Source organism: Burkholderia latens (assembly GCF_902499045.1).
In the GTDB taxonomy this organism is placed as follows: Bacteria; Pseudomonadota; Gammaproteobacteria; order Burkholderiales; family Burkholderiaceae; genus Burkholderia; species Burkholderia latens.
Genome location: NZ_CABVPL010000002.1, coordinates 84,263 through 97,236, shown reverse-complemented (window position 1 = coordinate 97,236; position 12,974 = coordinate 84,263). Strand labels below are relative to the sequence as shown.

Below are 12,974 nucleotides of genomic sequence, written 5' to 3'. Positions count from 1 at the left end.
GTCGATGCGTTGCTTCGTGCCACCGATTCCGACAGAACGCCATTCATCCATGGACCATTCTCCGACACGTCGTTCGCTGTTGCTTGCCGCCGCCGCTGCACCGTTCGTCGCCGCATGCTCGTCGGCGCCCGTCGCCGACCAGGGGCGCGCCCACGTCGCCCAGACCGAACTCGCCGCGCTCGAAAAAGCGTCGAACGGCCGGCTCGGCGTCGCCGCGCTCGATACGTCGACCGGCACCCGCATCGCGCATCGTGCGCGCGAACGCTTTCCGCTGTGCGGCACCTACGCGGTCGTCGCGGCCGCCGCGATCCTCGCGCGCGGCACGCTCGATGCGTCACTGCTGCCGCGCCGCGTCCTGTATCGCCGCTATGAAGTCGTGGCCGGCTCGCCGGTGACGGAAAGCCACGTCGACACCGGGATGACGATCGCACAGCTTTGCGCGGCGATGCTGCAGTCGGGCGACAAGGGCGCGGGCAATCTGCTGATGGGCGTGCTCGGCGGCCCGCAGGCCGTCACGTCGTTCGCGCACGACAGCGGCGACACCACGTTCCGGCTCGATCACTGGGAACCGGAGTTGAACCGCGCTGCGCCCGGCGACGAGCGCGATACGTCGACGCCGGTCGCGATGGCCGACACGCTGCAGCGGCTGCTGCTCGGCGACACGCTGCGCGAGCCGCAGCGCGCGCAGCTCATCGAATGGATGGCCGGCGGCGCACGCGGCGCGGCCGGGATCGCGGCCGGCGTGCCGCCAGGCTGGCGCATCGCGGACAAGGCAGGCACCGGCGGCTACGGCACGACGACCGATGTCGCGGTGCTGTGGCCGCCGTCGCGCGCGCCGATCGTGCTGGCCGTGTCGTTCACGCAGCCGCGTGCCGATGCGGCGGCCCGCGCGGACGTCGTCGCGTCGGCGGCGCGCATCGCGACGGGCGCGCTCACTGCAACCGCCTGACGGTCCGGCGCACCTCGCGCAAAGCCGGCGTTTGGCTTATCGTGTCGATCAGCGCGCGCCGCTGCCGGCGCGCGATCGTCCGCGATTGCCCGTTTACCCGCTCCGTCATGCGCCGACTTCCGCCCCTGCACGCGCTGCAGATCTTCTCGACCGTAGCCCGCCACCGCAGCTTCACGCGCGCGGCCGAGCAGCTGTGCCTCACGCAGGGTGCGGTGAGCCGGCAGATCCAGACGCTCGAAGCGCATTACGGTTTCCCGCTGTTCAAGCGCCATGCGAAGGGCCTCACGCTGACGGCCGAGGGCGAGCAGCTGCTGCCGGTCGTCACCGAAAGCTTCGCGCGGATCGAGGACATCTCGATGAAGCTCACGCGGCAGCGCACCGATCTCGCGCTGAAGGTGCCGACCTGCGTGATGCGCTGGATGCTGCCGCGCATCATGCGCTTCCAGGGCGAACATCCGGATCTCCACGTGCAGATCACGACCGCGTGGCAGCACGTCGTCGATTTTTCGACCGAGCCGTTCGACGCGGCGGTCGTCTACGGCACGTCGCCGGGGCCGGGCGTGTTCGCGCTGCCGCTGTTCGACGAGCGGCTGACGCCCGTGTGCGCGCCCGAACTGCGACAGGCCGCGCCGCTCGACGCCGTCGGCGATCTCGCGCGCCATACGCTGCTGCATCCGACGCGCGACCATCGCGACTGGCGCGCATGGCTCGACCATGCGGGCGAACATGCGGTCGACGCGGAGCGCGGGCCGACCTTCGACACGCTGGATCTCGCGACGAACGCGGCGATGCAAGGCTTCGGCGTCGCGATCGGCGACGTGACGCTCGTCGACGACGACGTCGCCGCGCGCCGGCTCGAACGGCCGTTCGACATCGTGCTCGAAACCGGCGCCCGCTACTTCTTCGTCTATCCCGAAAACGTCGGCAGCCAGCAGAAGATCCGCGCGTTCAGCGACTGGATCGCGTGCCATCGCGACTGATGCGCGACGGCACGCGGCTATGCGGCTTACTGGTAGGTCACGACGGCGATCATCCGCGTGCGCGCGTTGCCCGGCCGGTCAGGTAAAACGATTGCGCGCGAAGCCTGCGTAAAGGTCGCCGTCTTGAGCGTGCGCAGGCTCGCCGCGTCGACGAACGCGACCTGGCCGCTCGCTGGGCGAGGGCAGTCGGGGCGCACGCGCGGAGACGCCGCATCGGCCGTATCGAACGCGAACGAGCACGGCGGCTCGACGATCATGCCGGTGAAGTGGATGACGCCGGACGCGCCGGCGGCAAACGACGAGGACGACGCCAGAAGCGAGGCAGCCAAGGCTACCGAGGCGGCAAACAGGCGATGCTTCATGACAGGCTCCAGAGAGGAAGCGCGTCGCAGCGAGGCCGCTCGAGTGGCAGTCCGTCAACGCTGCGGTGCTGTATGCGTAAACGGCAACTTCATCGAACCTCTTGAGTGAAACATCCGAAATACCGGCGCTCGGCAAATGAAGCCGTATTCCTTCAATCAATTTATCTCAAATTTGCGCGCCCGCAAGTCAGGGTATTGCCGATGACGTAGGCGGTGGCCGACGCGCGTCAGTGGATGCGGCGTTTGCGGGTAAATCGTTGAGGACTCAACGAATCGGCGCGCCGCGTGAAAAAACGGACGCCAAAAGAAAACGGCCGCTCGTGCATGACGAGCGGCCGTGTGGCATGGAAGCGGGCGATGCGGCGATCAGCTTGCGCGCTTGCGCACCGCGCCGACGATCACGAGCAGCACGATCGCGCCGATGATCGACGCGATCCAGCCGGCGCCCTGGCCCGGTGCGTACCAGCCGGCGGCGCGGCCGACGTAGCCCGCGATCAGCGAACCGACGATGCCGAGCACGACGGTCATCACGATGCCCATCTTGTCGTCGCCGGGCTTCAGTGCGCGGGCGAGAAGGCCGACGATGAGCCCGACCACCAGGGTTTCGATGAATTGCAGCATGGATGCCCTCCCTGTTGCTGTTGAGTAGTTGACGAAACGACATGGACCTGCGCGGCGCGCCAGGGTTCCATTGCCCGGCCCCCCGACATGGCGGCGCGCGGCGTGCCGAGTATCGCACGGCCGCGCGTCCCGTACGTGTCAGGCGGCCGGCTCGAGGCGGCGATAGCCTTCGGTCGCGCGCAGCAGCGTGCGCGTGTAGTCGCGCGCGACGTGACCGGCACGCACGTCCTCGACGCGCAGCTGTTCGACGATCTCGCCATGCTGCATCACTGCAACGCGCTGGCACAGGAAGCCGATCACCGCGAGGTTGTGGCTGACGACGATCATCGTCAGGTTGCGTTCGCGGTGCAGGCGGCGCAGCAGGTTCAGGATTTCGGCCTGCACCGACACGTCGAGCGCCGACGTCGGCTCGTCGAGCAGCAACACGCGCGGATCGACGATCAGCGCGCGCGCGATCGCGACGCGCTGACGCTGGCCGCCCGACAGCTGGTGCGGATAACGGAACCGGAATGACGAGCCGAGCCCGACTGCGGACAGCGCGCGAGCGATCCGGGCATCGGCGTCGCCGATCCGGTGAATCGACAGCGGCTCGCGCAGCGTCTGATCGACCGTGAAGCGCGGATGCAGCGACGCGTACGGATCCTGGAACACCATCTGCACGTGGCGGCGGAACGCGCGCTCGGGCGTGCCGCCGACGGGCCGGCCATCGATCGACAGGCTGCCGCCCGCGAGCGGCACGAGGCCGGTCAGCGCGCGCAGCAGCGTCGACTTGCCGGAGCCCGATTCGCCGACGAGCCCGAACACCTCGCCGTCGCGCACCGCGAAGCTCGCGTCGCGCACGGCATCGACATGACCCGTGCGGGTCGGAAAACGGATCGAGACGTGATCGACGTCGATCATCGTGCGGCCTCCTGCGATATGTGGGCGCCCGGCGCCGGCGCGGCCGCGTCGAGCCACGCCGGATCGCGCCGCAGCACCGGCAGTTCGTCGGGCGGGTTCGCGAGCGGCGGATTCGCCGCGAGCAGCCCGCGCGTATACGGATGCGTCGCATCGCGCAGGTCGCGTGCCGCGCAGGTTTCGACCACGCGGCCTGCATACATCACCGCGACGCGATCGCAGAACGACATCACGAGCGGCAGGTCGTGGCTGATGAACATCAGGCCCGTGTCGTGCCGCGCGATCATCGCGTCGAGCACCGCGAGCACCTGCATCGACACCGCGACGTCGAGGGCGGACGTCGGCTCGTCGGCGATCAACAGGCGCGGGCCCGTCGACACCATCATCGCGATCATCACGCGCTGGCCCATGCCGCCCGACAGCTCGTGCGGATACGCGTCGGCGACGCGCGCCGGATCGCGGATCTGCACGGCCGCGAGCGCGTCGACGATCCGTTCGCGCAGCGCCCGGCCGCGCAAGCCCGGCTCGTGCCGCCGGAACGCTTCGCCCATCTGCTTCGCGACGGTCATCACCGGGTTCAGCGAATACTTCGGATCCTGCAGGATCATCCCCATCTGGCTGCCGCACAGGCGCCGGCGCTCGCTCGCGGACATCGCGAGCAGATCCTGCCCGGCGAAGCGCATCGTGCGGGCCGACCAGCGCGCGGCGTCGGGCAGCAGGCCGAGCAGCGCGCGGCCCGTCAGCGACTTGCCCGAGCCCGATTCGCCGACGATGCCGAGCCGTTCGCCGGGCGCGAGCGTCAGCGACAGGTCGCGCACCGCGTCGGTGACGACGCCGTCGTGCCCGCGAAAGCCGATCTTCAGGCCGTCGATCTCGCAGAGCGGCGCGGCGGCGTGGGCGGAATTCAATGACATGTCACGCTCCATGACGAGGATCGAAGACGTCGCGCAGCCCGTCGCCGAGCAGGTTGAACGCGAGGCTCACGAGCAGGATCGCGACGCCGGGCAGCGTCGCGACCCACCATGCGTCGAGCAGCACGTTGCGGCCCGACGCGACCATGAAGCCCCATTCGGGGCTCGGCGGCTGCGCGCCGAGACCGAGGAAGCCGAGGCCCGCGACGGTCAGGATGATGCCGGCCATGTCGAGCGTCGCGCGCACGATCACCGACGACATGCACAGCGGCATGATGTAGCGCAGCAGGATCCGCGGGCCCGATGCGCCTTGCAGGCGCGCCGCGTGGATGTAGTCGGCTTGCGCGATGCGGATCGTCTCCGCGCGCGCGAGCCGCGCATATGCGGGCCACGCGGTGATCGAGATCGCGACGACCGCGTTGATCACGCCGGGCCCGAGCGCGGCCGCGAACGCGAGCGCGAGCACGATCTTCGGGAACGCGAGCGCGATGTCCGTGATGCGCATCAGCACGCTGTCGACGAAGCCGCCGCAATAGCCGGCCGTCGTGCCGATCAGCAGGCCGATCGGCACGACGATCACGACGACGAGCAGCGCGATGCCGAGCGTGAGGCGCGAGCCGCCGATCATCCGCGACAGGATGTCCCGGCCGAGCTGGTCGGTGCCGAGCCAGTGCGACGCGGAGCCGGGCGGCAGCAGGCGATCGGACAGCACCTGGCGCAGCGGATCATGCGGCATGATCAGCGGGCCGACGATCGCGACGACGATCAGGGCCAGCAGGATCGCGAGCCCGAACAGGTTGAGCGGATTGCCGCCGAAACGGCGCCAGCGGCGGTAGGCGAGGCCAAACGCGGCCTGCGAGCGCGACGCGGGCGCATCGGAAAGCAGCCACGCGCGCAGCGTGAGACGTTCGGCATTCATGGTCGGGCGGCCTTCGGCATGGGTGGAACGAGAAGCAGGATGGAAACGGTCATGTCGAAGCGGTCCTCAGCGCGCACGCGGATCGAACACGCGATACAGCGCGTCGGTCAGCAGGTTGACCGTGATGAACATCACGCCGATCACGAGCGTCGCGCCGAGCACCGCATTCATGTCGGCGTTCAGGAGCGCGCCGGTCAGGTACGAGCCGAGCCCCGGCCACGCGAACACGATCTCGGTCAGCACCGAGCCTTCGAGCAGGTTGCTGTACGTGAGCGCGATCACGGTGAGCAGCGGCACCGCGATGTTGCCGAACGCATGCCGCCAGATCACGCGGCGTTCGGACAAGCCCTTCGCGCGCGCAGTGACGATGTACTCCTGGCTCAGCTGGTCGAGCATGAACGAGCGCGTCATCCGGCTCAGGTACGCGACCGAGTAGTAGCCGAGGATCGCGGCCGGCAGCGCGATGTGCGACACCGCGTTGCGGAACACGTCCCATTCGCCGGCGAGCGCCGCGTCGAGCAGCAGGCTGCCCGTGCGCGGATCGACCATGCCGTCGTACACGGGATCGAGCCGGCCCGGGCCGCCGACCCAGTGCAGCCGCGCATAGAACAGCAGCAACCCCATCAGCCCGAGCCAGAACACCGGCACCGAGTTGCCGATCAGGCCGACGAAGCGCGCGATGTGGTCGATCGGCCGGTTGTGCTTCACCGCGGCCGCGACACCGAGCGGCACGCCGATCGCGATGCCGATCAACGTCGCGATCGTCGCGAGTTCGAGCGTGGCGGGGAACACGCGCCGGATGTCGTCGAGCACGGGGTTCGACGTCAGCAGCGACATGCCGAGATTGCCGTGCAGCACGTCGCGCGCGTAGATCAGGAACTGCGTGGCGAGCGGCTTGTCGAGGCCGAGTGCGATGCGTTCGGCCGCGTACGCTTCGGCCGACGCGCGATCGCCGAGGATCGCGAGCACGGGATCGATCGGCACCTTGCGGCCGATCACGAACGTCAGCGCGAGCAGCCCCGCGAACGTGACGGCGAGCGTGAGCGCCCAGCGCAGCACGTGCAGCGCCCAGCGTACGGCCGGGCGCCGCGCGGGCAGCGTGCGCAGCGCTTCGAGAGAGGAGGCGGGAGTGGACATGCGGTGAATCTTATTGCTTCTTCAGGTTACGGTACGACACGAGATCGTTGATCGGGCCGACTTCGAGCCCGCTCACGCCGGGCCGCGTCGCGACCTGCGCGACCTTCTCGAACATGATCACGAACGGCGAGCGCGCGAGCATCTCCTTCTGCATCGCCTGATACCGCTGTGCGCGTTGCGCGGCGGTCGGCTCGGCGAGCGCGGCGTCGGTTTCCTTCGTCAGTTGCGGAATGTCCCAGCTGTTGCGCCAGGCCAGCATCTTGTAGCTCGACTTGTCGGCGTTGTCGGGGTTCCATGCGAAACCCTGCGCGTTGCTGTGCGGGTCGATATAGTCGGCCGACCATTCGCCGATGTAGATGTCGTGCTGACGTGCGCGGTATTTCGCGAGCGTCTGCTTGTTGTCGCCAGGGATCAGCTGCACCTTCACGCCCGCCTGCGCGAAGTTCGCCTGCACGGCCTGCGCGATCTCCGTGTACGGATAGTCGTTGCGCACGTCCATCGTCACCGAGAATCCGTTAGGCACGCCGGCCTTCGCGAGCAGCGCCTTCGCCTTCGCGACGTCGAGTTTGTACGGGTTCGAATTCAGCGCGCCGAGGAAGCCTTCGGGCAGGAAGGTCTGGTGCACCTTGTACGTCGTTTTCACGACGTTGGTCTGGATCCCGGCATAGTCGACGAGCCACTTCAGCGCTTCCTGCACGTCGGGCTTCGCGAGCGTCGCGTTCTTCCTGTTCAGGCCGAGATACAGCAGCGTCGCCTGCGGCGAGGCGGCGACTTTCGCCTTGCCCGATTTCACGACCGACGCGAGATCGTCGGGGCTCAGGTCGCGCGCCGCGTCGACGTCGCCGTTTTCCAGCAGCAGCCGCTGGCTCGCCGCTTCGGGCACGTGGCGTAGCACGATGCGCTTCATCGCGAGCGGCAGCCGGTAGCCGTCGAAACGTTGCAGCACGATGCTGTCGCTGGGCGACCACTTGACGAGCCTGTACGCGCCGGAGCCGGCCTCGTTGGTCTTCAGCCACGCGTTGCCGAAGTCGTTGCCTTGCTGGTGCGACAGCAGCAGCTTCCTGTCGACCACCGACGCGGGCCACGAGCCGAGCACGTTGAGCACGAAGGTCGGCGCGTATTTGTGATCGGTCGTGATCGACACCGTCTGGTCGTCGAGCTTCTTCACGTTCGCCGCGACGTTGGCCTTCGTGAGCCCGATGCCGGTCAGCACCGCGGCCGGACCCTTGTCGAGCAGCACCGCGCGCTGGATCGACCACGCGACGTCGTCGGCCGTCAGCGGGTTGCCCGAGTGGAACTTGAGGCCCGGGCGCAGCTTGAACGTATAGGTGAGCCCGTCGGGGCTCACGGTCCACGACTGCGCGACGTCGCCGTTGAATTTCGATGGATCGCGCAGGTCGACGCGCACGAGCCGGTCGTACGTGTTCGCGACGTATTCCTCCGGCACCAGCTCGTAGATCTCGCCGGGGTCGAGCGTCGTGAATTCGTCGAGCAGCGTGGCCATCACGAACATGTCCTTCGGCGTTTCCGCGCGGGCGGCGGAAAGCGGAACGGCGGCGAGCACGGACGCGGCGGCGAGCGCCGCGATGAGCCGGGAGGTCGGGAATTTCATGGGCGCTTCTCCATCTGTCGTTTGAGTCGTTGAACGTGCATGAAAAGGGGGGGGCGTGCAGCGTCGTCACATCAGGCGCCACGCGCCGCTCGCCGCGTTGTCGATCGGCGGCAGCGCGTGCGAACCGGGCAGTTCGTAGTGCCACCATTCGCTGTCGATGTGCGCGAAGCCGGCCGCATGCATCACGCCGAGCAGCAGCAGACGGTTGCGTTGCACGTGCTCGGGCAACCCTGCGCGAAAGTGACCGGACGCGGCCACCATCTCGTCGAAGCCGGTGCCCATGTCGAGCGGCTCGCCGTTCGCGTCGACGAGCGTCAGGTCCAGCGCGGTGCCGCGGCTGTGATTCGACCCGCGGCCGAGATCGGCGACGAAGTTCGGATCCGGCAGGAAATCCCACAGCACCTGTTGCGCTTGCGGCGGCCGGTACGCATCGTAGATGCGCAACGTGAAGCCGGCTTGCGCGGCGACGTCGATCGCGCGGCGCAGCGCAGCTTCGGCCGGCGCGAGCAGCAGGCAGTGCGCGTTGCGGTAGATCGGCTTGCCGGTCAGGTTGCGCTCGGTCGCGTAGACGAGATCGATCTCGACGCGATGCGTGGCGGGCGTGATTTCGACGAGGCGGTGACGGTTCATCGGCGGTCCGGTTTGCTCAGGATTCGAATTGGTCGAACGTGCGCTGCAGTTCGCGGTTGCGCGCGACGCGCCGGTCGATCGCGGGACCGAGGCGGTCGACCACGGCGGTGATCAGCAGGTTGAACAGGCAGGTGAGCGGCGCGAGCGAATCCCAGAACTGGCCGACGTCGGTCTTCACCTGAAGCAGATCGGCCGGCCACTCGCGCGCCCACGGACAATACAGATCGGTGACGAGCGCGAACGGCTGGCCGCGTTCGGCGGCGGCCTGGCAATAGCGGCGTGCGCTGCGCGAATACGCGCGCGTGTCGGTGACGATGCAGTACGGCCGTTCGAACTCGGAATTCAGCGAATCGACGTACGAGCCCGACTGGCCGTCGGAATAGAACACGCGCGGGCGCAGGTACTCGAGATAGCTGCTGAACGCGTTGCTGATGCCGCGGGTCGACTGGATGCCGAGGATGAATACGGCATCGGCGTGCGCGATACGGTCGGCGACCTGCGCGAACACCGGTTCTTCGGCGAGCCGGTACACGTGACGGATCGCGTCGAGCTCGCGTTCGAGCGACGACGCAAGCGTGCGGCCGCTGCGATGGCTGTCGCGCTCGCCGTCGGCCGTTTGCGGGGCGGCGGCGCGGCGATACTCGTCGAGGCGATCGGTGATCATCCACGGGCGGTCGCTGCCGCCGCGCAGCTCGCGTTTCAGATCGTCGAGATTCCGATAACCGACGCTGCGCAGAAAGCGCCCGACCGAAATGCCGCTGGTGCCGGTCTGCTGCGCGATCTGGTCGGCGGTTTCGAGGCCGAGCCGATCGAGGTTCGCGAGCATGTAGCTCGCGATGCGCTTCGCGGTCGGCGTCAGCTCGGCAAAGCGGGATTCGACGGTATGGGCGAACGCACAGGTCATCGGGATGTTAGATCGTTGTCATTCGATGAATCGTTGTCATCTATCTAACAAAGCCAAAAACATTCGCGCCAGCGGATAAAAACTATGGTTTGGCGAATGCCGATAGCCCGCGGAACACGCACACGCTGCGATCGGCGACGCCGCGCCGACCTGCCGCGCGGGTGAACGGCCGCGTTGCGGCCAGCGGAGCGTGCGCTGCTGCACCGCAATAATTACAGAACGCCGACTCGATCTAATTCACTCATTAATTCAGGTTAATAATTCATTTAAATTTTAAGTCGAATTGTATTTAACTTGCGTCACGGCATGCTGCTTTTCGATAACCGAAAAAGTGATGAATGCCCGGAATGAATATTCGATTATTTGAAATGGTGAAGAGGGAACCATGACGAATCTTTCTCGACGCAGGATGTTGACGAGTACGGCTGGCGCGATCGCCGCCGCGGGCATTGCGGTAACGGCGAAGGCGGCATCGTTCGGCAATCCGGACAGTCCGCCGGAAGGCGCGATCAACGCGCGCAACAAGCAGGGATTGACGGACCCGGGGCCGCAAAATCCTGCATTGGCGAATCAATTCCCGTCTTTTCAGGATCCGCCAGCCACCGATATAAACGGCATGCCGTTATTCTGGGCGTCTTTCAATAACGCGCATAAACGCATTCAAAACGGCGGATGGGCGCGCGAAGTCACGCAGGACGATTTTGCGATTTCGGAAACCATTTCCGGCGTCAACATGCGGCTCACGCGCGGCGGCATTCGCGAGATGCACTGGCACCAGCAGGCCGAGTGGGCCATCATGCTCGACGGCCGCTGCCGGATCACCGTACTCGACGAACTGGGCCGACCGTCGGTGCAGGACGTGAGAGCCGGCGATCTCTGGTATTTCCCGCCCGGCCTGCCGCATTCGCTGCAGGGCATCGGCACCGACGGCGCCGAATTCCTGCTCGCATTCGATAACGGCCGCGCATCCGAATTCAACACGCTGCTGCTGACAGACTGGGTCGCGCATACGCCGCCCGACGTGCTCGCGCTGAACTTCGGCGTGCCGGCCGACGCATTCAGGAACATTCCGCTCGACAACCTGTGGATCTTCCAGGGCGACGAGCCGGGGCCGCTCGCCGACGCGCAGCGCGCCTCGGCGTCGTCGGCCGGTGTGCCGCCGCACCCGTTCGTGTTTTCACTCGGCGGGATGAAGCCGTTCAAGAAGACGCGCGGCGGCGAGGTGCGGATCGCCGACAGCACGAACTTCAACGTATCGCAGACGATCGCGGCGGCACTCGTCACCGTGCATCCCGGCGGCATGCGCGAGCTGCACTGGCACCCGAATGCCGACGAATGGCAGTACTACCTGCAGGGCGAGGCGCGGATGACCGTGTTCGACACGGGGCCGAAGGCGCAAACCGCCGACTTTCGGGCGGGCGACGTCGGTTACGTGAAGAAGAGCCTCGGGCACTACGTGCAGAACACCGGCCACACCGATCTCGTGTTCCTCGAGATCTTCAAGGCCGACCGCTACGCGGAGGTGTCGCTGTCCGACTGGCTCGCGCATACGCCGCCGAAGCTCGTCGAAGCACATCTGAACATTGCACCCGACGTGCTCGCGCGGTTTCCGCGCAACCGTCCGGACGTCGTGCCGGTATAACGCCGCAGCGGCAGGCCGGCCGTCAGCGCTCCGCTCCGCGGCCGGCCTTTCCCATTCCAACGGAACCCGACCATGATTCCCGTCCCGAGCAAATCCGGCAGCGGCTACGCGCTGCCCGACCTTTCCGCCGAGCGCGCCGACGGCGCGGCGCGCGCCGCGCTGGAAGGGCGCCGCACCGGCATCGCCGCGCTGCTGCCGTTCGTCGGCCCGGCCGTGATCGCGTCGATCGGCTATATGGATCCCGGCAACTTCGCGACCAACATCCAGGCCGGCGCCGCGTACGGCTACCGGCTGCTGTGGGTCGTGCTCGCCGCGAACGCGATCGCGATGCTGTTCCAGGCGATGTCGGCGAAGCTCGGCATCGTGACCGGCCGCAACCTCGCGCAGCTGTGCCGCGACCATTTCCCCGCACCGCTGGTGTGGGGCATGTGGATCGCGTCGGAGATCGCCGCGATGGCGACCGATCTCGCCGAATTTCTCGGCGGCGCGCTGGCGTTCGGGCTGCTGTGCCACCTGTCGCTGTTCGCGGGGATGATCGCGACGGCGCTGGCGACCTGCGCGATCCTCGCGCTCGAGACGCACGGCTTCCGGCCGCTGGAAGCCGCGATCGCGGCGCTGGTCGGCGTGATCGGCGCGTGCTATCTCGGCGAACTGACGATCGCGCCGCAAGACTGGCACGCGGCCGCATTCCATCTGGTTGTCCCGCAGATTCCCGATCATGCGGCGCTGACGCTCGCGGTCGGGATCATCGGCGCGACGATCATGCCGCACACGCTGTATCTGCACTCGGGCCTCACGCAGGATCGCATCGCTGCGCGCGACGACACGGAACGGCGCCGGCTCATGCGGTTCTCGAATCGCGAGGTCGTCGTCGCGCTGGGGCTCGCCGGGTTCGTGAACATCGCGATGGTGATGATGGCATCGTCGGCGTTCCATGCGAGCGCGCCGGGCATGACCGATATCGGCGACGCCTATCACACGCTGATCCCCGTGCTCGGGCCGGCGGCCGGCATGCTGTTTCTCGTCGCGCTGCTGACGTCGGGCGTGTCGAGCTCGGTAGTCGGTACGATGGCCGGGCAGGTCGTGATGCAGGGGTTCATCCGGCGCCGCCTGTCGGTCTGGATACGGCGCGCGGTGACGATCGCGCCCGCGTTCGCGGTGGCTGCGTGCGGCTGCGACGTCACGCGCGCGATGATCGCGAGCCAGGTGGTGCTGAGCTTCGTGCTGCCGATGCCGATGATCGCGCTGGTCGTTCTGTCGGCGCGGGCGGACGTGATGGGGCGCTACGCGATCCGGATGCCGCTGCGGATCGTCGCGGGGGCCGCCACGGTCGTGATCGTCGGATTGAACGCGTACCTGGTGTGGGCGGCGTTCAACTGAACGGCGAGCGCGGCGAGGGCGGGGTGGCGG

The 12,974-nt window shown here is 67.6% G+C and carries 13 protein-coding genes; 4 read left to right on the top strand and 9 right to left on the bottom strand.

Features of this window, described 5'->3' with window-relative positions:
* Positions 1–49 precede the first annotated feature (49 nt).
* Together bla and BSE24067_RS01735 are read left to right on the top strand one after the other, a co-directional pair.
* Entirely contained in the window at positions 50–949 is a 900-nt protein-coding gene (gene bla, locus BSE24067_RS01740; protein WP_151065839.1) for a class A beta-lactamase, read from the top strand.
* Between the two features lie 107 nt (positions 950–1,056).
* A complete protein-coding gene (locus BSE24067_RS01735; RefSeq protein ID WP_151065838.1) occupies positions 1,057–1,929 on the top strand; it encodes a LysR substrate-binding domain-containing protein in 873 nt (290 codons plus the stop codon).
* A 26-nt stretch (positions 1,930–1,955) separates the two neighbouring features.
* Here the strand turns inward: BSE24067_RS01735 and BSE24067_RS01730 are convergent, their stop codons facing one another.
* The 9 genes from BSE24067_RS01730 to sapR form a co-directional block, all read right to left on the bottom strand.
* A complete protein-coding gene (locus tag BSE24067_RS01730; protein ID WP_151065837.1) occupies positions 1,956–2,291 on the bottom strand; it encodes a type 1 fimbrial protein in 336 nt (111 codons plus the stop codon).
* A gap of 366 nt (positions 2,292–2,657) precedes the next feature.
* Complete coding sequence (locus BSE24067_RS01725) at positions 2,658–2,912, bottom strand: GlsB/YeaQ/YmgE family stress response membrane protein (protein ID WP_151065836.1); 255 nt, start codon at positions 2,910–2,912, stop codon at positions 2,658–2,660.
* Between the two features lie 138 nt (positions 2,913–3,050).
* Entirely contained in the window at positions 3,051–3,812 is a 762-nt protein-coding gene (locus tag BSE24067_RS01720; protein WP_151065835.1) for an ABC transporter ATP-binding protein, read from the bottom strand.
* Complete coding sequence (locus BSE24067_RS01715) at positions 3,809–4,723, bottom strand: ABC transporter ATP-binding protein (RefSeq protein ID WP_151065834.1); 915 nt, start codon at positions 4,721–4,723, stop codon at positions 3,809–3,811. Before BSE24067_RS01715 ends, BSE24067_RS01720 begins: the two co-directional genes overlap by 4 nt.
* Before the next feature lies 1 nt (position 4,724).
* Entirely contained in the window at positions 4,725–5,639 is a 915-nt protein-coding gene (gene nikC / locus BSE24067_RS01710) for a nickel transporter permease (RefSeq protein WP_151065833.1), read from the bottom strand.
* 66 nt (positions 5,640–5,705) lie between these two features.
* Positions 5,706–6,776 (bottom strand): ABC transporter permease, encoded by a 1,071-nt coding sequence (locus BSE24067_RS01705; protein WP_151065832.1) that lies wholly within the window; start codon positions 6,774–6,776, stop codon positions 5,706–5,708.
* A gap of 10 nt (positions 6,777–6,786) precedes the next feature.
* Positions 6,787–8,388 (bottom strand): ABC transporter substrate-binding protein, encoded by a 1,602-nt coding sequence (locus BSE24067_RS01700; RefSeq protein WP_151065831.1) that lies wholly within the window; start codon positions 8,386–8,388, stop codon positions 6,787–6,789.
* A gap of 66 nt (positions 8,389–8,454) precedes the next feature.
* Positions 8,455–9,018 (bottom strand): D-alanyl-D-alanine dipeptidase, encoded by a 564-nt coding sequence (gene ddpX / locus BSE24067_RS01695; RefSeq protein WP_151065830.1) that lies wholly within the window; start codon positions 9,016–9,018, stop codon positions 8,455–8,457.
* 16 nt (positions 9,019–9,034) lie between these two features.
* The gene (sapR, locus tag BSE24067_RS01690) at positions 9,035–9,922 is read right to left on the bottom strand and encodes a sap1 transcriptional regulator SapR (RefSeq protein WP_151065829.1); all 888 of its coding nucleotides are present in this window, start codon (positions 9,920–9,922) and stop codon (positions 9,035–9,037) included.
* Between the two features lie 385 nt (positions 9,923–10,307).
* Between sapR and BSE24067_RS01685 the strand changes: the two genes are divergently transcribed.
* Both BSE24067_RS01685 and BSE24067_RS01680 read left to right on the top strand, forming a co-directional pair.
* The gene (locus tag BSE24067_RS01685) at positions 10,308–11,564 is read left to right on the top strand and encodes an oxalate decarboxylase family bicupin (protein WP_151065828.1); all 1,257 of its coding nucleotides are present in this window, start codon (positions 10,308–10,310) and stop codon (positions 11,562–11,564) included.
* 72 nt (positions 11,565–11,636) lie between these two features.
* Entirely contained in the window at positions 11,637–12,944 is a 1,308-nt protein-coding gene (locus tag BSE24067_RS01680; RefSeq protein ID WP_151065827.1) for an Nramp family divalent metal transporter, read from the top strand.
* Positions 12,945–12,974 lie beyond the last annotated feature (30 nt).